This is a genomic window from Oleiagrimonas sp., from assembly GCF_027858935.1.
Taxonomy (GTDB): Bacteria; Pseudomonadota; Gammaproteobacteria; order Xanthomonadales; family Rhodanobacteraceae; genus Oleiagrimonas.
On the sequence record NZ_JAQIBU010000266.1, the window covers coordinates 1 to 21,046 of the forward strand.

At 64.6% G+C, this 21,046-nt stretch carries 18 protein-coding genes; 13 read left to right on the top strand and 5 right to left on the bottom strand.

From position 1 onward, the window contains the following. Both PF446_RS09855 and rapA read left to right on the top strand, forming a co-directional pair. Positions 1 to 1,299 (top strand): M13-type metalloendopeptidase (locus PF446_RS09855; protein WP_298071256.1); only part of this gene is annotated, 1,299 nt, incomplete at its 5' end. A gap of 164 nt (positions 1,300 to 1,463) precedes the next feature. After that, complete coding sequence (rapA, locus tag PF446_RS09860) at positions 1,464 to 4,307, top strand: RNA polymerase-associated protein RapA (RefSeq protein WP_298071257.1); 2,844 nt, start codon at positions 1,464 to 1,466, stop codon at positions 4,305 to 4,307. Positions 4,308 to 4,376: 69 nt separating this feature from the next. Here the strand turns inward: rapA and PF446_RS09865 are convergent, their stop codons facing one another. Beyond that, positions 4,377 to 5,063, bottom strand: a complete 687-nt coding sequence (locus PF446_RS09865) for a rhomboid family intramembrane serine protease (protein WP_298071258.1) — start codon at positions 5,061 to 5,063, stop codon at positions 4,377 to 4,379. Positions 5,064 to 5,154: 91 nt separating this feature from the next. Here PF446_RS09865 and PF446_RS09870 point away from each other — a divergent pair, with 91 nt between their 5' ends. Continuing rightward, positions 5,155 to 5,766 carry a 2OG-Fe(II) oxygenase gene (locus PF446_RS09870; RefSeq protein WP_298071259.1) on the top strand — a complete coding sequence of 204 codons (612 nt, stop codon included), beginning with the start codon at positions 5,155 to 5,157 and terminating at the stop codon, positions 5,764 to 5,766. A 639-nt stretch (positions 5,767 to 6,405) separates the two neighbouring features. Here the strand turns inward: PF446_RS09870 and PF446_RS09875 are convergent. Together PF446_RS09875 and PF446_RS09880 are read right to left on the bottom strand one after the other, a co-directional pair. Next, a complete protein-coding gene (locus PF446_RS09875) occupies positions 6,406 to 7,101 on the bottom strand; it encodes a YggS family pyridoxal phosphate-dependent enzyme (protein ID WP_298071260.1) in 696 nt (231 codons plus the stop codon). A 7-nt stretch (positions 7,102 to 7,108) separates the two neighbouring features. Continuing rightward, positions 7,109 to 8,527, bottom strand: coding sequence for a M20 family metallopeptidase (locus tag PF446_RS09880; RefSeq protein WP_298071261.1), 1,419 nt, complete (start codon positions 8,525 to 8,527; stop codon positions 7,109 to 7,111). Between the two features lie 228 nt (positions 8,528 to 8,755). Between PF446_RS09880 and PF446_RS09885 the strand changes: the two genes are divergently transcribed. The 3 genes from PF446_RS09885 (at position 8,756) to PF446_RS09895 (ending at position 10,224) form a co-directional block, all read left to right on the top strand. Then, the gene (locus PF446_RS09885; protein ID WP_298071262.1) at positions 8,756 to 9,025 is read left to right on the top strand and encodes a helix-hairpin-helix domain-containing protein; all 270 of its coding nucleotides are present in this window, start codon (positions 8,756 to 8,758) and stop codon (positions 9,023 to 9,025) included. Between the two features lie 207 nt (positions 9,026 to 9,232). Continuing rightward, positions 9,233 to 9,697 (top strand): SET domain-containing protein, encoded by a 465-nt coding sequence (locus PF446_RS09890; protein WP_298071263.1) that lies wholly within the window; start codon positions 9,233 to 9,235, stop codon positions 9,695 to 9,697. Continuing rightward, positions 9,697 to 10,224, top strand: a complete 528-nt coding sequence (locus PF446_RS09895; protein WP_298071264.1) for a GNAT family N-acetyltransferase — start codon at positions 9,697 to 9,699, stop codon at positions 10,222 to 10,224. Before PF446_RS09890 ends, PF446_RS09895 begins: the two co-directional genes overlap by 1 nt. A 69-nt stretch (positions 10,225 to 10,293) precedes the next feature. Here PF446_RS09895 and PF446_RS09900 read toward each other — a convergent pair whose 3' ends face one another. Both PF446_RS09900 and PF446_RS09905 read right to left on the bottom strand, forming a co-directional pair. Beyond that, on the bottom strand, positions 10,294 to 11,196 hold the full coding sequence (locus PF446_RS09900) for a hypothetical protein (RefSeq protein ID WP_298071265.1): 903 nt from the start codon (positions 11,194 to 11,196) through the stop codon (positions 10,294 to 10,296). A 2-nt stretch (positions 11,197 to 11,198) separates the two neighbouring features. After that, the gene (locus PF446_RS09905) at positions 11,199 to 13,439 is read right to left on the bottom strand and encodes a M1 family metallopeptidase (protein ID WP_298071266.1); all 2,241 of its coding nucleotides are present in this window, start codon (positions 13,437 to 13,439) and stop codon (positions 11,199 to 11,201) included. A 283-nt stretch (positions 13,440 to 13,722) separates the two neighbouring features. Between PF446_RS09905 and PF446_RS09910 the strand changes: the two genes are divergently transcribed. The 7 genes from PF446_RS09910 (at position 13,723) to PF446_RS09940 (ending at position 21,044) form a co-directional block, all read left to right on the top strand. Beyond that, positions 13,723 to 14,409 carry a response regulator transcription factor gene (locus PF446_RS09910; RefSeq protein ID WP_298071267.1) on the top strand — a complete coding sequence of 229 codons (687 nt, stop codon included), beginning with the start codon at positions 13,723 to 13,725 and terminating at the stop codon, positions 14,407 to 14,409. Then, positions 14,406 to 15,833: a sensor histidine kinase gene (locus PF446_RS09915; protein WP_298071268.1), complete on the top strand. Its 1,428-nt coding sequence runs from the start codon at positions 14,406 to 14,408 to the stop codon at positions 15,831 to 15,833. The genes PF446_RS09910 and PF446_RS09915 overlap by 4 nt, the downstream gene beginning before the upstream one ends. Continuing rightward, complete coding sequence (locus tag PF446_RS09920; RefSeq protein ID WP_298071269.1) at positions 15,830 to 17,284, top strand: efflux transporter outer membrane subunit; 1,455 nt, start codon at positions 15,830 to 15,832, stop codon at positions 17,282 to 17,284. The genes PF446_RS09915 and PF446_RS09920 overlap by 4 nt, the downstream gene beginning before the upstream one ends. Next, positions 17,284 to 18,420 carry an ABC transporter permease gene (locus PF446_RS09925; RefSeq protein WP_298071270.1) on the top strand — a complete coding sequence of 379 codons (1,137 nt, stop codon included), beginning with the start codon at positions 17,284 to 17,286 and terminating at the stop codon, positions 18,418 to 18,420. Before PF446_RS09920 ends, PF446_RS09925 begins: the two co-directional genes overlap by 1 nt. 2 nt (positions 18,421 to 18,422) lie before the next feature. Continuing rightward, positions 18,423 to 19,184, top strand: coding sequence for an ABC transporter ATP-binding protein (locus PF446_RS09930; RefSeq protein WP_298071271.1), 762 nt, complete (start codon positions 18,423 to 18,425; stop codon positions 19,182 to 19,184). Continuing rightward, complete coding sequence (locus tag PF446_RS09935; protein WP_298071272.1) at positions 19,181 to 20,098, top strand: HlyD family efflux transporter periplasmic adaptor subunit; 918 nt, start codon at positions 19,181 to 19,183, stop codon at positions 20,096 to 20,098. The genes PF446_RS09930 and PF446_RS09935 overlap by 4 nt, the downstream gene beginning before the upstream one ends. A gap of 91 nt (positions 20,099 to 20,189) precedes the next feature. Continuing rightward, positions 20,190 to 21,044: an alpha/beta fold hydrolase gene (locus PF446_RS09940; RefSeq protein WP_298071273.1), complete on the top strand. Its 855-nt coding sequence runs from the start codon at positions 20,190 to 20,192 to the stop codon at positions 21,042 to 21,044. The last annotated feature ends 2 nt before the right edge of the window (positions 21,045 to 21,046 follow it).

Below are 21,046 nucleotides of genomic sequence, written 5' to 3' on the forward strand. Positions count from 1 at the left end.
GTATCGGTGGCGGATGCGGACAAGGCCACGCCGCATTTCAGCTGGAAGCAGTTCTTCAAGGCCCAGGGCGTGACCGTCGACAAGGGCTTTTCGCTCTCGCAGCCCAAATTCTTCAAGGAATTCGACCACCTGCTGGCGAAGGCGCCCCTGTCGCAATGGAAGGCCTACCTCGAGTTCCACACCATTTCCGGGGCCGCACCGTATTTGTCCAAGGACTTCGACGACGCCCGTTTCGATTTCTACGGCACGACCCTGAACGGCCAGCCTCAGCAGCGACCGCAGTGGAAACGCTCCCTGGGCGCGGTCAACTCCGCCATGGGCCAGGCCCTTGGCCAGCTGTATGTGGCCAAGTACTTCCCGCCGGAAGACAAGGTCCGGGCCAAGCAACTGGTGCACAACGTGCGCGAAGCGCTCAAGCAGCGCATCCAGAATCTGGCCTGGATGAGCCCGGAAACGAAGAAGAAGGCACTGGAGAAGTGGTCCAAGTTCCTGCCCAAGATCGGCTATCCGGATCAGTGGCGCAGCTGGCAGGGCCTGAAAATCGTGCCGGACAACTTTTACGCCAACATGCAGGCCGCCGACAAGTTCAACTATGACTACGACCTGGCCAAGATCGGCAAGCCCACCGATCGGCATGACTGGGGCATGACGCCGCAGACGGTCAATGCGTACTACGACCCGACCAACAACACCATCAACTTCCCGGCTGCCATCCTGCAACCGCCGTTCTTCTATGCCCATGGCGACGACGCCATCAACTACGGCGGCATCGGTGCGGTGATTGGCCATGAGTCCAGCCACGGCTTCGACGACCAGGGCAGCCAGTTCGACGGTAACGGCAACCTCAAAAACTGGTGGACCAAGACTGATCGCAAGAAATTCGACGCGCGTACCGAAAAGCTGGTCAAGCAGTTCAACGCCTATGTGCCGCTGGCCGACCATCCAGACCTGCACGTCAACGGCAAGCTGACCCTGGGCGAGAACATCGCCGACCTGGGCGGCCTCAACATCGCCTATGACGCCCTGCAGACGGCCCTCAAGAATCACCCGGCTGAAGCCAAGGAAAAGATCAACGGCTACACCGAAGACCAGCGCTTCTTCATGAACTGGGCACGCGTATGGCGTGGTGAAACCCGCGAAAAGGCGGCCATGGTGCGGCTGAACTCCGATCCGCATTCACCGGACAAGTTCCGTGCCATCGGCGCGCCGTCGAACATGCCAGCCTTCGCCCAGGCCTTCCAGTGCAAGCCGGGGGACAAGATGGTGCGTCCGGCCGACAAGCGAGTGAATATCTGGTAACACCAGCATCCGCCCCGGACCGTTTCCGGGGCGCCTTCTTCGGGCGTCGCGCGCAAGTGCGACGCCTTTTTCTTGGCCGCATGCATGTGCTTTCAAATGCACGCGCTTTTATCCGCGCCCTCATGGGGGGATAATTACTGGTTTCCCCGAGCTCTCCTTCGCTGATGTTCAAACCCGGTCAACGCTGGATTTCCACCGCCGAGCCCGAGCTGGGCCTGGGCACCGTGCTGCGCGTCGAGGGGCGCAGTGTGCAGATGCTGTTCACCAAGGCCGATGTGCTTCGTCCCTATGCACAGGACTCGGCGCCGCTGGTACGCGCGGAATTCAGGGTCGGGCAACGCGTGGCCGGAAAGGGCTTCGCCTTCGTGGTCGAGCGAATCGAGGAGCAGGAGGGCCTGCTGGTCTACCGCGGCGAAGGACGGGAACTGCATGAAGGCCAACTGGACGATGAGCAGAGCATTTCGCAGGCCGACGAGCGCCTCACCGGTGGCCGGGTCGATCCGGTTGCGCAGTTTGAACTGCGCATGGAAGCACTGGAACGTCGTGCCGCTGCGCGGCGTTCCCCGGCGTGGGGCCTGAAGTCGGCGCGTATTGATCTGATCCCGCACCAGTTGCGCGTGGCCGGCGTGGCCACCGCGCGCGCCGCGCCACGCGTCCTGCTCGCTGACGAGGTCGGCCTGGGCAAGACCATCGAGGCCGGGATGATCCTCGCCCGCCAGATCGCCAGCGGCCGGGCCGACCGGGTCCTGGTGTTGCTGCCGGATGCCCTGGTCAACCAGTGGTTCGTGGAGCTGTTGCGGCGCTTCAACCTGGCCTTTGCGATCTTCGACGAGGAACGTTGCGAGGCCATCGAACAGGCCGACGACGGGCGCAATCCGTTCGAGGACGAGCAACTGGTCATCGCCGGTTTCAGCCTGCTCGATCCTTCGGAACGGCGCCGGGAACAACTGCTTGCAGCCGGCTGGGACATGCTGGTGGTGGATGAAGCGCATCACCTGGAGTGGTCCCCGCAACAGGCCAGTCCGCGCTACACCCTGGTTGAATCGCTGGCCGAAGTCACGCCCTCGGTCATCCTGCTGACGGCCACGCCGGAGCAGCTTGGTCGCAGCGGTCACTTTGCGCGACTGCGGTTGCTGGATCCGGCGCGCTACGGCGACCTGGACCGCTACCTGGAAGAGTCCACGCACTTCGTGGCGCTTTCACGCATTGCCGACAAGCTGCTGGACAAGACTATCCTGGATGAGGACGAGCGCTCCACCCTGGCCGCCCAGCTGAGCGGGGATGACGCAGCCCTGGCGGCATTGGCCGCCTATCCCGAAACCGACGACTCGGCCGATGCCCTGATCGATGCCCTGATCGATCGCCACGGGACCGGCCGTGTGATGTTCCGCAACCGCCGCGCCAGTGTCGGGGGTTTTCCCCGCCGCGTACCCGAACTGCAGATGATCGATGCCGCCAAGGTCAGCGAGGCCCGGCGTCAGGCGATGCTGGGCGAATTCCACGCCGACGTGCAGCAGCCACCCGCGGAGCTGGAACCGGACTACGGCGGCGATCCGCGCATCGACGCACTGGTCCAGCTGCTGGAAACGCACGCCCAGGACAAGTTCCTGCTGATCTGCCGCACCCGCGCCAAGGTGCTGGCCATTGAGGAGGCCCTGCGCACGCGAACGGGGACCGGCGTCGCCCGCTTTCACGAGGGCCTGAGCCTGCTGCAGCGCGACCGCAACGCGGCCTGGTTCGCGCAGGCCGACGGCGCGCGCCTGCTGCTGTGCTCGGAGATCGGCTCGGAAGGGCGCAACTTCCAGTTCGCGCATCGGCTGGTGCTGTGGGACCTTCCTTTGGATCCGGACCTGCTGGAACAGCGCATCGGTCGACTGGACCGTATCGGACAGAACCGCGACATCGTCATCCACATCCCGCTGGTCCGCGACAGTGCACAACATATGCTGGCGCGCTGGCATGACGAAGGCATCGACGGCCTGCGCAAAAGCCCAGCAGACGGGCGCGAGCTGCTGCGCCATTTCGGCACGACCCTGACCGAGCTGGCCCAGGCGCATGCCCGTGACGGCGGCGGGCGTGACCAGGAACTCGACGCACTGATTGCCGAGACCCAGGCCATGCACAAGGAGCTGGCCACAATGATGCAGGGCGGACGTGACCGCCTGCTGGAACTTGCCGCACAGCGCGCCCCGCAGGCCGAAGCTCTGGAACAGGCGCTGGGCGAGGCCGATGGCGACGCCGTGCGCGACACCTTCATCCAGCGGCTGCTGGAACACTTCGGCGTGCATATTGACGAGATCGATTTCGACAGTGTCATGCTGGACCCCGAGTACCTGACCACCGAATCCTTACCGGGCCTCGGTGACGGCCCACGGGCGGCCACCTTCAGCCGACGGGCGGCGCTTGTCCGCGAAGACCTGGCGCTGCTGCGGCCGGACCACCCGATGATTTCCGCTGCGATGGATCTGCTGCTGTCCTCGGAGAGCGGCAACGCCGCCTTCCTGATCGAAGGCAAGCTGCCCATGCGCAGCGTTTTGCTGCAGGCGGTGTTCGTGCTCGAATGTGTCGCCGACCAACGCCTGGACGCCGAACGTTTTCTGCCGCCCACCCCGCTGATGGCCACGGTCGACACCCGGCTCAACCCGCGTAACGGCTATGTCCCCTCGGCCGAAGCGCTGCAGCGCGCCAGCGACCGCAAGTCCGATATCGGCCGCTACCGCAAGTTCATCGCACAGCTGGTCCCTCCAATGCTGGAACGTGCCGAGGCCCTGGCCGGCGAAGAGGCCACCGAACGGTCTGCGCAAGCACTGCAAAGAGCACAACAGGAGCTGGGCGGCGAGCTGCAACGCCTGCGCGCGCTACGCGGCGTGAACCCGGCTGTACGCGAAGACGAGATCGAACACCTGGCTGCGGAACTGGCGGCACTGGAGAAGGCCCTTCCGGAAGCTCGCCTGCGCCTGGAAGCCGTGCGCTTCGTCGCCAGCCCGGATTTCCTGTCCCTGCGCTGATCCCCGCGCAACCCGGTGCGGATGTCGCAAGGACGCATCCGCGCAGACCCCGTCTCGCGCGCATTAAACTCAGCGCATCAGGCGGCGCCGAGGCTTGATCGGCAGCTTGCCGCGCCAGTACTGGATCAGCACGAATCCGCCCAGCATTCCACCCAGATGGGCGAAATACGCGACCCCCGCCTCCGTACCCAGCACGCCCTGCGCCAGCTCGATGATGCCGTAGCCGGTCACGAACACCCAGGCTTTCATAGGGATGGGCGGAATGATCAGCATGATGCGTTCGTTCGGATACAGCATGCCGAAGGCCAGCAGCAGGCCGAAGATGGCGCCCGAAGCGCCAATGGTCGGGTAGAAGCCGTTGTTGAGGAAATGCGTCACTACCAGCTGAGTCAGTCCGGCGGTGATCAGGCAGACAAAATAGAAAATCAGGAAATGGCGACGGCCAAAGGTCTTCTCGATGACGCCGCCGAACATGAACAAGGCAAACATGTTCAGCGCGATATGGGTGACGCTGCCGTGCAGGAAGCCATAGCTGACCACCTGCCAGATACGAAAGCCCACATGCAGCAAGTTGCCGTTTCCGTCATATCCGACATGGTCGGGTCCCCATGGCCACAAGCCCAGGTGTTCGGTCATCCAGCCCAGATGATGAATCGCGCCGAAGGCGCTGGCATCGCCGGTGACTAGCTGCAGCAGGAACATCACCACATTGGCGATCAGCAGCGCCCGGGTCGCGGGAGGCAGGTCATAGGACATCGGGAATCCTCATGCAAAACAGCGGGGGAAAGGGTATCGTGCGCGACCGGCCGCGTCATCGTGCGGCTCAGCGAACCTTGTATAGATGGGCATGACCGACCCTGAGTTCCAGTCCATTGCCGATGCGATCGAACGCAGCGGCTGGTGTGTGCATGACGGCCTGCTGGAAACGTCCCTGGTCGCGGCGCTGGCCGACGAATGCCTGGACATGGACGCGCAAGCGCGCCTGAAACCGGCAGCGGTGGGGCGCAGCGGCAAGCGACGCCTGGCCGCCGCCGTACGCGGCGACCGCACGCGCTGGCTGGACCAAAGCTTCAGCGTGCCGCAAGCCACCTTCCTCGCCCGCATGCTGGGCTTGCGTGACGCGCTCAACCGCCGCCTGCTGCTGGGCCTGCAGCAACTGGAAGCGCACTACGCGGTCTATCCCGCCGGCGCCCATTATGACCGCCACCGCGACCGCTTTCGCGACGACGACGCGCGGGTGCTGTCGACGGTGCTATACCTCAACCGCGACTGGACCGACGCCGACGCCGGCGCCCTGCGCCTGTATTTGCCGGACGGCACCCATCACGACATCCTGCCGGCCATGGGTCGCCTGGCGCTGTTCCTGTCAGCCGACTTCGAGCACGAGGTGCTGGCGCCTGCACGCCCGCGCATGAGTATTGCCGGCTGGTTTCGGCAGCGGGAATTCGGGGTTGCGTGAGGTCGTTTTCGGGCTGCATCCACGGGGTAGGGGCGCCCGACAGGCGATTCGTTGTGATGGCTTGCGCGTCTCCTGGGCGCGTTGCTTGCGCAGCAGGTCGACCCATGGCGCGTTGAGTGGGCTCGCGGCCCATACGAGAAGTTTCGCACACCTGCGCCCCCTGTCCCCTGCGATCGACTGCAGTTCGGGGCATGGCCCGGTTGGAATCAAGCAACCAAGCCGCCCTGCCGCTGCAATCAAGGACCGCCAGGACCGGCACAACTCGCCCATCTGCGTCTTCGCCTGAACCCACATGCCTTGGGTCAAGGCCATTTCCAGTCCGTGGTCGAAAAAAAACCGTTGCTCTGCCGGCATCCAGCTCGCGCACCCTCCGGGGAAGCACAAAAAGGTCTACCCGCATTCAACATCGAGCAGGCCCGGATTGGACGGACACCATATTCTTCCCGGTCAGCACATCCCACACATTCAGGATGCAAGAGCGGGCCCCGAAGCGCGCTGTTCCGATACCGTAATGGCCACACCTTTCAGGCTTGACTGACGATGCCGGCAACGCCTCGGTTTGCAGCTGAAGAGTCATGGCTCCGCGACCACGGCCCCATGCGCCACGGCGTCATGCAACAGCCTTACCGGCCTGGCCGATCAACCCGCGGCTCGTGTCCCGAAGATGGCCGTCCCGATGCGCACCTCGGTGCTTCCTTCGTCGATCGCCAGCGCGAAATCACCGCTCATGCCCATAGACAGGCGCGGCAGGTCGTGGCCGGCGGCCTGTGCGCGGTCACGCAGTTCGCGCAGCATGCGGAAGCAGGCGCGTACAGGCGTTTCGTCGTCGGACTGGATGGCCATGGTCATCAGGCCGCGCACGTGAAGGCAGGGGAATTCCCGAATCTTTTCGAGGAAATCGAGCAGGTCCTCGGGCGGCAGGCCGTACTTGCTCGGTTCGGGAGAAGTCTTGACCTGCACCAACACGTCCAGTTCGCGCTGCTCCATGTCCAGGCGGCGCTGCAGGGCCTCGGCCAGATCCAGGCGATCCAGCGACTGCACTTCGCGGGCCAGCTGCGCGACGTATTTGGCCTTGTTGGTCTGCAGGTGGCCAATCACCACCCATTCGATGCCGCGGTCCGGCAGCGCCGCGGCCTTGTCGCGGATTTCCTGCACGCGGTTCTCGCCGAGACGCTGCAAGCCCAGGGCCAGGGCCTGCTCGATGACATCGACCGGGTGCGTCTTGCTGACCGGCAGGATAGTGACTTCGGACGGATCCCGGCCCGCCTGCCGGCAGGCCGCGGCCACGCCCGCGCGGACGCGTTCCCATCGCTGCGAGAGCGTGTCTTCGGCCATGGCCGGCTCAGGCCCCCTTGGTGTAGTGCCGTGCCAGCACGTCAGCCACCACCATGGTCACGCGCTTGCCGGTGGGGATGTGCAGGAACTCATTGGGGCCGTGCGCGTTGGAGTGTGGGCCCAGCACGCCGGTGATCAGGAACTGTGCCTCGGGGAACTTCTCGCCCAGCATGCCCATGAACGGGATGGAGCCACCCTCGCCCATGTAGGCCGCCGGCTTGCCGTAGTAGCTTTCCGAAGCCGCGGAGACCGCGTCGGCCAGCCACTGGGACAGCGGGGGCGCATTCCATCCGCCGCCGTTCTTCTCCAGCGTAAAGGTCACCTTGGCGCCGTACGGCGGATCGGCCTCCAGCAGCTCCTTGACGAACTGGCCGGCGCGCTCGCCGTGGACCGTGGGCGGCAGGCGCAGGCTGAGCTTGGCTGCGGTGACCGGGCGCAGCACGTTGCCAGCGCTGGCCAGCGGCGGCAGGCCCTCGATGCCGGTCACGGCCAGCTGCGGGCGCCAGGTGCGGTTGAGGATCAGCTCGACACGGTCGTCGGTGACCGGCTTCATGTCCTGGACATACGGAAACTTGTCGTAGACCTCGTCACCGAGGATCTCGGCGCACTGGTTCGCCTGCTGCATGCGTTCGTCGGGAATCTCGGCATGCAGCTCTCGCGGCCGGATCTCGCCGGTGGTCTCGTCCTCCAGGCGCGAGATCAGCTGGCGCAGGATGCGGAAGCTATCCGGCACGATGCCCGAGGCATCGCCCGAATGCACGCCCTCGGTCAGCACCTCGACCGACAGCTCGCCACCGGTCATGCCGCGCAGCGAAGTGGTCAGCCACAGCTGGTCATAGTTGGCGCAGCCCGAGTCCAGGCACACCACAAGCGAGGGGTTGCCGATGCGCTCGGCCAGGTGGTCGACGTAGTGCGGCAGATCGTAGCTGCCCGACTCCTCGCAGGCCTCGATCAGGATCACGCAATGTGCGTGCGCCACGCCCTGCTCGTGCAGCGCCAGCAGCGCGGTCAGCGAGCCGAAGATCGCGTAACCGTCGTCGGCGCCACCGCGACCGTACAGCTTGTCGCCCTTGATCACCGGCTTCCACGGACCCAGGTCGTCGGCCCAGCCGCTCATCTCCGGCTGCTTGTCCAGGTGGCCGTAGAGCATCACGGTATCGTCGCCCTGCCCCGGCACGTCGATGAAGATCAGCGGCGTACGGCCCTGAAGACGCACCACCTCCAGCGTGGCGCCGGGCAGCTTGTCGAGTTTCGAACGCGCCCAACGTTCCATCAGGGCCACCGCGTCGTCCATGTAGCCGTGCTCGACCCAGTCGCTGTCGAACATGGGGGATTTGTTCGGAATCCTGATGTATTCGACCAGTCGCGGCACGACCTCGTCGTCCCACAAACCCTCGACGTACGACCTGATGCGGCTGCTGTCCATGCTGAACTCCCTATTCGACATGCAGGCATTGTATCAGCCGCCACCTGCGCAACCCGCCATCAAGACGGGCCATGCCCACACGCTGAATCGACCATCCCTGACACCCGACGCAGCACGCCCCGGCCATGCTTTCCGGCACTCGCCTGCAGACGTGCGGCCCGGATTAGTTCAGCATGGTCCTCGGGCACCGGAACACGCCCGACATCCATTCAACGCAAGGAGCACATCATGCTGCGCAAACTCTCTGCACTCCTCCTGGCCCTGAGCTTCAGCCTGCCTTTGCTGGCGGCCACACCCGTCAACATCAACACCGCCGATGCCGCGACCATCGCCCATTCCCTGAAGGGTGTCGGTCCGGCCAAGGCCCGCGCCATCGTCGCGTACCGCAAGGCGCATGGGCGCTTCAAGAGCATCGAAGGCCTGGCCAAGGTCAAGGGCATCGGCAAGTCGACGCTTGAACACAACCGCAAGGACATCCGGCTGGGCAAGGGCAAGTAACCGGGCCCGCCACGGAATGCGGACAGCCCTTGCGGGCGTCCGCGACGCTGCCACGGATGGCGATCTCCGGCCCGCATCAACGGGCTGGCGCATCACACCGGAAACCACCGGTGGCCGGAGCGACGCAGGATCGCGTCGCTCCGGCATTGCCGATACAGTTGCACCCGCCTAGACTCGCGCGATTACGCAGAATCGAGGCTCGAGTGCATGATCCTTCCACGCTATCGCATCACCTCTTCGGCCATTGCCGGGGCAGGCAAAGGTCTTTTCATCCACCAGCACGTGGGGGCCGGCAGCATTATCGTCGCGCCCGATGCCATCGACCGCACCTGGAGCCTGGCCGAGATCGATGGCTCGGAAACATTGCGCGCACAGCGCCATGCCTGCGCGCGCTGGTTCGAGGACCGCTACACCCTGTCCCCGGACTGGCCTGACGAGTGCTATGTCAACCACAGCTTCGAACCGACCGGCTTGTGGCATCTGGGCTTCATCTTTGCCACGGCGGACCTTGCCGCAGGCACCGAGATCACCGTCGACTACCGGCACCTGCTGCCACCCGGCGAACAGGAAAGCTTCAATGACGCCGCAAGTGGTGAGAAGATCGCCGGATACACATGGTCGCAGAGCCTGTCCATCTCGACCCGGGCGCTTGCGGCACTGATCGGTACCTGATGATCGACATTCCCATTCTCGAAACCCAGCGGCTGCGCCTGACTGCGCTTGCGGATCGGCATTTCGACGATTACGCCGCCATGTTGGCCGATGCGGAAAGCACCCGTTTCGTCGGCAGCGGCGTGCCTCTGGACCGCATGAACGCATGGCGTTCCATGGCCATGCTCCTGGGGCACTGGCGGCTGCGCGGTTTCGGCATGTGGGCCGTGGAGCGCCGCGAGGACGACGTGTTCGTGGGCCGTGTCGGCTTGATGTATCCGGAAGGTTGGCCCAGTGTCGAACTGGGCTGGATGCTCCGCCCCGAGCAACGTGGGCACGGCTACGCCACCGAGGCCAGTCTGGCCACGCTGCAATTTGCCTGGCAGCAATTGCGTCTCAAGCGCGTGATCAGTCTGGTGCGCGACGGCAATGAGGCTTCGGACCGGGTCGCCAAGCGTCTGGGCGGCGAATTCGTGGAATCGATCGACTTCCACGGCGGACCCACGCATGTGTTTGCCTACTACCCGCCCAATCGCGGCGAAGCCTGAACCCGCCTCCCTGAAACATAAAGCCCCGGTGCGTCACCGGGGGTTTGCCAAAGTCCGTGGCGTGGTGTGTCAGGCAGGCGCGACCGTGACGCTGGTCGAGCGCATGCAAGCGTGCGCCACCGCACCGAAGGCCGCCAGTCGGGCCGTGCGCATCCAGGCCATGGCAGCCACGATCAGCAACGTCGCCACGAATGCCAGGGCGTATCCGCCCCAGCTGGCCGCGACCAGGTGCGTGCGCCAAAAACCCAGAAGGCCCCAGACGATGAAGCCGATCACGGTCACGCCCAGGTACATCCCCAGGGTCGACAACGGACGCCTGAAAAGCGTGGCCATGCCGCGAAAGAATGCCGTGGTTGCCGAGCGCAGGCCGGCATCAGCCACGATCTGGCCACGGCCGGCCTCGACCATGCTGTGCGCGAGCACCAGCAAGACCACCATGGTCAGCATCGCCAGGTGATTGCCCAAGTCCGCCTGTGACTGCAGCACGACCTCCTTTGCATGCCTGGAGGCCACTGCCATGGCAAGTCCGCCAAGGCCGAAGGCAAAGCCCATCAGCCCGAACCCCCAGATCATGAAGCGGAACAGCCGCCAGTACTCGTGCAGTCCTCCATGCATCAGCTCCCCAAAACCCGGTCGATGCGCCGAGCGCACCGCGACCACCGACATGCCGGTCAGGAACGGCGCCAGCAATAGCGTGAGGATCAGCCCCAGGCCTGCAGCCGCACCCAGGGCCAAGCCGCCATGTCGCATCACGTTGACAATCGTGTCCGTCATCGCCAGGCCATTGAAGTGACGCGCCCACGCATCGGCATGCACGGAATGATCCATCAGCCCGGCCAGCATGGCATGCAGCGGACGCGCGGCCACCAGCGCGGGAATCAGGGTGAACACGAACCACAGCAACAGCAATTTCCACTGCAGTCCGGCAGCGAGGGCACGCGGAAACGCGCCGAATCCGACTCGTCGTTTCATGCTCATAGGGTCCCCACAAAGGTGTAGAAGCTCTGCAACAGGGCCTGCGCGTCCGCGCTCCAGCGCCGCGAGGCGCTGCCGTCGGCTTTCACCGCATAGCTGTCATTGAGCTTGTCGGCATCCAGCAGCACCTTGTGCTTGGGATCCAGTTCGGCCGAGACCGCCTTAGTCGGCTGGTCGAAATCGAAGCGTTTCCAGCGGCTGTGGTCGGTCCACTGCACCGTCTTTTCGCTTCCATCGGCAAACTTCACCTGCAGGGTCTGCGGAATCGGTGCACCGGTGCGGCGCACCGTGACCACGGTGTGCCAAGGGTACGGTCCGCCGTATTTGGCGTTCTTGTGGATCTTCTTCCAGGCTGCGCGCGCATCGCTGATCTGCTTGTCGACCGTCTTGGCCGTCACGGTCACGCGCTTGCCGTCCTTCATCTCGGTACCCGGACGTGGTACCTGCTCGCTACTGTCCACGCTGACGACCTTGGCATCGACCTTGCGCGTGCCATAGACCTGCGAGGCGAAGATCTGATCGACCAGTTTGGGTCGCCCGGTGCCCTCGGCCAGCGCATCGCGCAGGTCGGCCGCGCTGGGATGACGGAATTTCCAGCGCTCGTAATACAGCTTCATGGCCTTGCCCATGGCCTTGCGGCCGACCAGGTTCTCGATCGTGCGCATGGTGCTGGCGGTACGCGAATAGACCGAGCCATAGCTGGTGTTGGAAATGCGATCCCAGGAATTGGAGTCGAGCGAGTCGGACGGGACGTCGATACCCAGCACGCCGCTGGCACGCTCGGCCACAAACGGACGGATGCCGAACTCGATACCCAGGTCCTTCAACAGCGGGGTGACCGGATAGATGTCCTGGTTCCGGTCGGTCAGCATGCGCTGGTCCCAGTACTGGTTCATGCCCTCGTCGAGCATCGGCTCCTCGAACTCGTTGGAACCGAGGATGCCCATGAAGTAGCCATGGCCGAATTCGTGGATGGTCACGAAATCGATCTCGAACTGACTGATCGTGCCAGGCGTGAACTCGGTGGCATGCTCGGTCGTGAAGAAGGTCGGATACTCCATGCCGCCAGCCTCGCTGGCGTTCAGGGGCGGCACCACCGCCGTCACCGTGGTGTACGGATAAGGTCCAAGCGTCCTGGAAAAATAGGTCAGCGCATCGGTGGTGGCCTGCAGCGTTGGCTGGGCCACCACCTTGTACTCGGGCGGGTAGATCACCCGAACCTTCACCTGGGGGCTGCCCGGCCCGGTCCAGGTCGTTTCCAGGGTCTTGTAGCCCGGTGCAGCTACCCAGGCGAAATCTTCCACGTCGGTCTGCACGAAGTGGTGCGTGACCTTGCCGTCCTTCTCGACCGGCGTGCCTTGCTCATGGCCCACGGCGCCAACGGTGTAACCCTTGGGCACCGTCAGATGGACATCGTAGTTGCCGTAATCGGCATAGAACTCACTGTGGTAATGGAACTCGTGTGCATTCCAGCGCAAGTGTTTTGCGCCGCGCTCACCGGGCAGTTCCAGCACCGCGATCTTCGGAAACCACTGCGCGACCAGGTGGAACTTGCCCCACCAGCCGGTACGCTCGACCACGCGCGGAAGGTGGTCGTGGAAATTGATGTCAAGGCTCAGCGTGCCGTGGGCCGGCACCGCTTGCGGAAGGTCCATCTCGACCACCGTATGGTCGGTGCTGGGGCCGCCATCCGGATGCACGTAGCGCCATTTAACGGCCTGTCCTGCCTGCTGGACCTGTTTCAGCTCGATGTACCCCCACTGCCCCTTCTTCAGCTTCGCTGCGCCACGCGATCCGCCCGAACCCGAGAACATGCGGCGCTCGGTGAAGAACGTGCTGCCGGGCCCCTCGAAGGCATTCAGGTACATGTGCAGGTAGATCTTGTCCACCGGCCGATCGCTGCGGTTGCGCCAGGTCATCACTTCACTGGCATCGACCGTATGCTTGCCCGGATCCAGCGTGGCCTGGATGGTATAGCTGGTGACGCGATCGGACAGTGTGGCATCCGCGGAAGTGCGCGGACCGCCCCAGGCATCCGGGGCACTGGCCACCTGGATGTTCTGCGCATCCGGAGAGGTGAATGGAATCGGCGTCAGCGCGGAGCTGGCCGCGGCAGGGGCCGTGCTGGTCGCCCTGGCGGGACGGGCACTGACGCGGGTAGCGGCCACTGCCCATGTGCTCAGACACACCCCCAGCGTGGCCACGTACAAAACGATGGCGTAACGATCAATACGTATCATGTTCCCCTTGCCCCTCGTATGGATTGCCGCATGGACTGGACCACACTGCCCCTACTCACCCCAGCATGAAGTACAGGCAAAGCCGGTACAATAGCCGAACGTCATGCCATTGCGGGCTTGCCGCTGACTCCGTGCCATCCCTTCCCCGCCGCGCGGCCCGATGTCCATGGTGATCGTGGTGTGCAAGGCAAATACTAAGCTTGGCGGCCTACGCTATCCGGTTGTGAAAAAGGTGCAATTTGCCGTATCCGCAGACGTCTCTCCCCGCATGGATCCATGATAGATGCGCGTCCTGCTTGCAGAAGATGACCCCGCCATCGCCGCCGGCCTCAGCGCCTCGTTGCGTGAGAGCGGGCATATCGTCGACCACCTTCGGGATGGCCGCATGGCCGATATCGCACTCAATGACCATGACTATGACCTTCTGGTACTGGACCTTGGCCTGCCCTCGATGGACGGTAGCGACGTCCTCAGGCGACTGCGCCAGAACCACAACGACATCTCCGTGCTTGTGGTGACCGCCCGCACCGAACTGGACGAACGCGTGCGCGTGCTCGATTACGGGGCGGACGACTTCCTGGTCAAACCCTTCGAACTGGCCGAGTTCGCCGCTCGCACGCGTGCCCTGCTCCGCCGCCGTGCCAGCCGCGGGACCCCGGAATTGGGCATTGGCCGTCTGCGTGTGGACCTGCCGGGACGACGGGTACGGGTCAACAATGAAAATCTCGAGCTGACGGCGCGCGAATTCGGCCTGCTTGAGGCGCTGGCCACGCGCACCGACCGTCTGGTCAGTCGCTCTCAGTTGATCGAGGCCCTCTGCAACTGGGACCAGGAGTTGACCGACAACGGCCTGGACATCGCCATACACCGCCTGCGCAGGAAACTACGCGGTTCGGGGACACGCGTTCGCACGGTCCGCGGCCTGGGCTACCTGCTGGAGGAAAGCAGCGACGCGAGCGGGGACGAATGAGTTCCGGAAAGACCTCGAAATCTCCAGTGGCAGAAGCCGGACCCCGTCGTCCCAGCCTGCGCGGTCGGCTGCTGATGTTCCTGCTGATCCCCATGCTGGTGGCACTCATCCTTGATGCGGGCCTGACCTACAGCGTGGCGCTGGCCTATGCCAATCATGTGCATGACAACGACCTGGCCGAAGATGCGCTGACCGTGGCCCTGATGCTCAAGAGCAACTCGAACCATGGAGACCTCAGCCCACAGGCACGTTTTCTGCTGGAGTACGATCCGGACGGTCGCGACTACTTCGCCATACGCAGCGCCCGTGACGGACTGATCGACGGCAGCCATAGCCTGCCGATGCCGGCAAAGCCCATGCATCCGGGTGAAGCTCCGATCCTGAGTGACGCGAAACTGCATGACACCCGGTTGCGCGTGGCCAGCATCGCCATCGCCAATCCCTCGAGAGCCGGAGACATCATCACCATCAGCATGGGCGAGAACATGCGCTCGCGACGGCGCCAGGCGCGACAGATCCTCCTGCTCGCCGTGCCATTGCAAGCAATGCTGATCGTCGTCTTGCTGCTGCTGGTGCGTTTCGGCGTGAGTTCCGGATTGAAAGTGCTGGAACCGCTCACCCGCAGGCTGGCAGGCCGCGAGCGCGACTTGACGCCAATCGAGGATAGCGATGTCCCCGTGGAACTGCTGCCGCTGACTCGAACCATCGACGGCCTGTTTGCCCGCCAGCGCGAACTGATTGCCCTGCACGAACGGTTCATCGCCGACGCCGCGCATCAGTTGCGAACGCCGCTGGCCGGACTGGCCCTGCATGTGGATCGCGCACGCACGCATGCCCAAGATGAGACGCTCCGCGACGCACTGCAGCATATCGGCACGTTGACCGCGCGGGTCACGCGCACATCCAACCAGTTGCTGGCGCTCACCCGCGCGCAGGCACCACCCAACCCGAGGTCCCGGCACCAGCCTGTCGACCTGGCCAAACTGTTGAGGCAGACCATCGAGCCACGATTGCACGAAGCCTGGCGCAGCGGAGTCGACCTGGGATACGAGGGACCGGAGGAAGCCGCCCCGATACCCGGAAATTCTGCCCAGCTTCAGGAAATGGTGGACAATCTCATTGATAATGCACTGCGCTATGCCGGACGCGATGGCAGCGTGACCGTGGGATTGGAAGTCGACGTCGAAGGGCGGTCCTGCATCAGCGTGGAGGACAACGGTCCGGGCGTCGATGCAGAAATGCTTCCTCGATTGGGGGAACGCTTCTTTCGCGACCCCGACAGCAATGGAACCGGCACCGGATTGGGGTTGGCCATTGTCGGTCACATCGCCGAACGTCATAACGCGCGTGTTGTCTACAGGCGCAGCAGCAAGCATGGACTGCGCGTCGAAATCCACTTTCCGCCCCTGGAATCCAAGGCATGAGCCGAGTGTCACAACGCAAACGCATCCAGCGCATCGGCGCCAGAACCGGCTTGCTGGCGTCGGTTCTTACCTTGGTGTGCGGGTGCGCCGCGGTGCGTGTGCCGAAACTCGCCACACCAATGCCCCGTCACTGGCGAAACCAGCCCGCCGCATCAGGCGCTCCCGCCCCTGATCTGAACCACTGGTGGAAGGCCTTCGGCGACCCCCGCCTTGACCAGCTGGTCGCGCAGTCGCTGAAGTCCAACCTGGATGTCGCACAAGCCGTCGAGCGCCTGCGCGCCGTACGGGCGCTGTATGCTCACGCCGACGCCCCGTTCCTGCCGTCGCTCGATTTTCGAACCGGCCATCCGGTCGACCCCGATGCCAGCGCTTCCTATTTCACCCTCGGTTTCGATGCCCAGTGGGAACTGGGCCTGTTCGGACGTCGCAAGGCCGCCGAGCGTGCCGCCCAGGGTCATCTCGACACGTTCGTTGCCGATCTGCGCCAGTCCCGGGTCTCGCTGGTGGCGGAGGTGGTACGCAACTGGATCGACCTGCGCGCGGCCGAGCACGAGCTCGGCCTGATGAAGCACATCCGGGACGCCCGGAAAGCCAACCTCCAGCGAATCTCCGTGCGCGTGAAGCTTGGTCTGGACGCCCCCCGGGCGCAGGCGGAAGCCCGGGCGGCACTTGCAGATGCCGAAGCCGCACTCAGCGTACCGCGCGCGCGCGCGAACGCCGCGGCGCAACGTCTGGCGCTGCTTCTGGGGCGCAGCGAGCCCGCGTCGTCGTGGTTCGCTGCGGGCACGCTGCCGGCACTGGGTTCGCGCGATATCCAGTCCGTCCCTGCAGACCTGCTGCGTACCCGACCGGGCATTGCGCGCGCCGAGGCCGACGTGCTGCAAGCCACGGCGGCACTGGGGATGGCGCGGGCCAAGATGTATCCCGACATCGGGATCGGAGGCTCGCTGGTGTGGTCGACCAGCACGATCACGCACAAGCGATACGAATTCAATTACATCGGATCGCTCGGACCGGTCATCTCCTTGCCACTGTTCGACTGGGGCATGCGCCAGGCTCAAGCCCATGCGCGGGATCACCAGCTCAAGGCCAGCGTCCTGGCCTATCGCAAGGCCGTGCTGCAGGGCATTGCGGATGTCGAGACCGCTCTCGGCAATCTGAACCAGCAACGTGCGCGCGAAAAGGCCAACGAGCAGGCCGTCAAGGCGCTTGGACAGGCTGCCGGACAGCAGGCCGAACGCGTCCATCTGGGACTGGCAAGCGATATCGAGCAGGCCAACAGCATGATCACGCGCGACAAGGCCCGGCAGGCGCTGGTCGAGGCGCGTGCCGCTCGTGACATCGCCTACGTGGCCCTGTACAAGGCCCTGGGCGGGGCGCCGATCGCGGACTTGGGCACGACCAAGGGCAGCAACGATGGAACCGCTGTCGCTCCGGTGGGATCCCGTTGATGGTGGCTCTCGCGCGCAAGACGCTGATCTACGAATGGCGCCGCTTCCTTCCGGCCGTACTCTCGGTCGGCTTCGCCGGCCTGTTGCAGCTGTTGCAGGCTGCGCTGGTGCTGGGCATCTTCGGCAGCGCCAGTGTCTATGTCACCGGCTCCGGGGGCGACCTGTGGGTCGGCTACCCGGGTACGCAAAGCGTCAACGAAGGTCGTGCGATCAACCCGGACCTTTCCACCCTGCTGTTGATGGACCCGGCCGTGCGGTCGGTCGAACGCTTCCACTGGGTGGATGGCAACTGGCATACCGCAAAGGGCCATTCCGGCGAAGTGTCGGTGTTTGTTTGCGGCATCAATCCAGAACCCAACGGCATGATGTTCAATCACGTGCTTTCACAGAAGTTGCGGGCGCGCCTGGGTGAACCCGACGCTGTGGTCGTGGATCGTGCGGACCTTGCCAAGCTGAACGCCCATGTCGGCAGCCTGGCCAGCATCAATGGGCGACAGGTGCGCATCGTCGGCACCACCACCGGACTGCGGGCGCTGGGGGGAGTCAATGTGATCGCATCGTTGACCACGGCAAGGCGGCTGGACGGTGACGCCTCGGATGCCGAGCGCCCGACCTATCTGATCGCGCGCCTGAAGGATCCGCAGCAGGCACCCCGTGTGGCCGCCCGCCTGAGCAACCACAATGGATTCGGGCCCTACCAGGTATGGACCGCAAAGGCGTTCGCACGCCGGTCGGTACTGTTCTGGCTGTTCGATACCGGCGCCGGAGCAGGCGTGCTGTTCATGGCCGGCATCGTGTTCCTGGTCGGCGCCGTGATCACCAGCCAGACCCTGGTGGCGGCGGTGGTCGGCTCGGTGCGCGAATATGCCACGCTCAATGCACTGGGCGTGGGTGTACGCGCGCTACGCTGGGTCGTGCTCGAGCAGGCGTTCTGGGTCGGCGCACTGGGTCTGCTCAGCGCCGGGGTGTTCGGCAGCCTGCTGCTGATCCTGGCGCGCAGCCAGAACGTTCCCGTGGTGTTGAATGTGCCGATTTCGCTGGTTTGCGCGACACTGATCATGGCCCTGGCCGCCGTGTCCGGACTCGCTGCCATGCGCAGCCTGCGCCGCGCCGACCCCGCCACGTTGCTGAGGTAGGCATGAACCAATTCATCCACAACACCAGCCACGCCGAAGGCACGTCCCTGGTCGCAGAGAACATCAGCAAGTCGTTCCATTCCGGCACCCTCGTGACCACCGTGCTGGACGGACTGTCGCTGTGCGTGGAAGCCGGCGAGCTGACGCTGATCTCGGGACCGTCGGGCTGCGGCAAGAGTACCTTGCTTTCGGTGCTGAGCGGCCTGCAGAAAGTCGATGATGGACGCGTGCTGGCATTGGGCGAAAACCTCACGAACATGGACATTCGAACCATCGAACGCTTCCGGCTGGATCACACCGGTTTCGTGTTCCAGGGCTTCAACCTGTTCCCAGCACTTACCGCGCAGGAACAGGTAGAGTTGCCGTTGCATTATCTGGGACTCCCCGCCCGGGCAGTTCGCGAGCGCGCCGCCGAAGCCCTGCGCGAGGTGGACATGAAGGGGCGTCGCCATTTGCGCCCGATCGAGCTTTCAGGCGGCGAAAAACAACGCGTGGCCATTGCCAGGGCTCTGGCCAAGAACCCCGCGCTGCTTTTCGCCGATGAACCCACCAGTGCACTCGATGCGTCCAACGGACAGATTGTCATCGACATGCTGCACCACATCGCACGCCGCCATCGCACCACGGTATTGTGCGTGAGCCACGACCCGCGCCTGGTCGCGCACGCCGATCGCGTGCTGACCATGGAGGACGGACGCATCCTGAGCGACCGTCGCGTGGCCAGCGCCAGTGCCAGTACAACCCACGGAAACCCCTCGACATGAATGCACGTGTGCTGCCGATCCTCGCCGTTTCAGCCCTGATCCTCGCCACGGCTGCCGGATGCTCCGGTGCCAACTCGGCGGACAAGACCACCGACACCGTCACCCCGAGCTATGCCGCCGTGGCCCGGGGCCAGATCGAGGTTCGCGGCGGCCTGCTCTCGGTGGTTTCCCCGGTGCAGGGCACGGTGGCCCGCATCGGCGTGCATGAAGGGGACCGGGTGCATGCCGGGCAGATGCTGGCTTCGCTTCAGGAAACGCAGGCCCGCGCTGCTCTGGACAACGTCAAGGCACAACTGGAGCAGGCTCGCGCGCAGGAAAAACTGCTGCAACTGCAACGGCAGTCCGGACTCAAGCAGGCCCGGCGGGAAACCGCCGCCGCCGCCGCGGGTGCAGGTGCGAGCCAGGCCGCCGACGATGCCAACGCCAAGGTCGCGGAGCTGGGCGCGCAACTGGATGCGGCCCGGGCCAACACCGCCATGATCGCTGCCAAGCTGAAAAGTGCCCGCTACGCACTCTCGCAACATGTGCTGCGCGCGCCCGTTGATGCCTTCGTGCTGCGGGTGAAAACACAAAAGGGCGCCAACATCTCGCAAGCCTCGGGTGAGCTGTTCAAACTGCTGCCTGATCGCCCGCACATCGTGCGCGCGGAACTCAATGCAAGTTACCTGAGCGCCATCCATCCGGGCATGCATGCAAGCGTGAGCCTTGAAGACGACCAGAACGGCAAGACCTGGCAGGCACACGTGGTCCGCGTGGGACGGGTCCTCAGCACATCCGAACTGGACGAAGATCCGACCACGCGTGCCACCCAGCGCACAGTCGTGTGCGTGCTCGACTTCGACAAGCCGAGCGGCCTGCGGATCGGGCGCAGGGTACTGGTCCGGTTCCTGCCCGAGGACAAGGGCAAGCACTGAAGCTGAGAAAGGTTGACGAAACGGCTGCATGCGAACGTTCATGAGGTACACGGCCAAAACCCGGCCCCCCTACCGCCATGCTGGACCCCGCATGATTGAAAATGCCGAATTCTTCCTCGAAGGCGGTCGCTCAGGCGTGCTGCTTGTTCACGGCCTGACCGGCACCCCGTCCGAGATGGCGTTGGTGGGCAAGGGGCTGAACAAAGCTGGCTTCACCGTCCATGCGGTGCAGCTTGCCGGTCATTGCGGCAGCGAGGAAGACCTGCTGGCCACAGGCTGGAAGGACTGGTACGCCAGTGTCGACCATGCCGCTGCTCGCCTGCGCGCGAAGGTGGACCACCTTTTTGTCGCCGGGCTTTCCATGGGCGCATTGCTTGCACTGCTGCTTGCCGCCGAGCGCCCGAAATGGATCGACGGCGTCGGCGTGCTCGGCGCCACGTTCCGCTATGACGGGTGGAGCATCCCACCGATCGGACGCCTTGCCTTCATGCTGCCACTGGTCAAGAGACTGGGTCTGTTCCGGCATACCAGCTTCATCGAGCGACCGCCCTATGGCCTGCGTGACGAACGTATCCGCGCGCGCATCAGCGCGGCCATGTTCGGTGACGACAGCTCGGTTGCCGGACTGCCCGGCAACCCCTGGCATTCGCTTGCGGACCTGTTCCAGCTGGCGGCGCGCACGCGCAAGCGCCTGCCCGAGATCACCGCACCGTGCCTGGTCGCACATGCGACCGAAGACGATGTTGCCACGCTGCGCTACAACGCCGGACTCGTGATGCGACGGGTGGCCGGGCCCGTGGAACTGCTGCCGCTTGATGACAGCTATCACATGATCACCATCGACCGTCAACGTCGCCTGCTGATTGCGCGGATGGCCGAGTTCTTCGGCCAGCACGCTGGCGCCGCCTCGGTGAGCGAGCGTGAACGCATGGCCAGCGCGGCCTGACC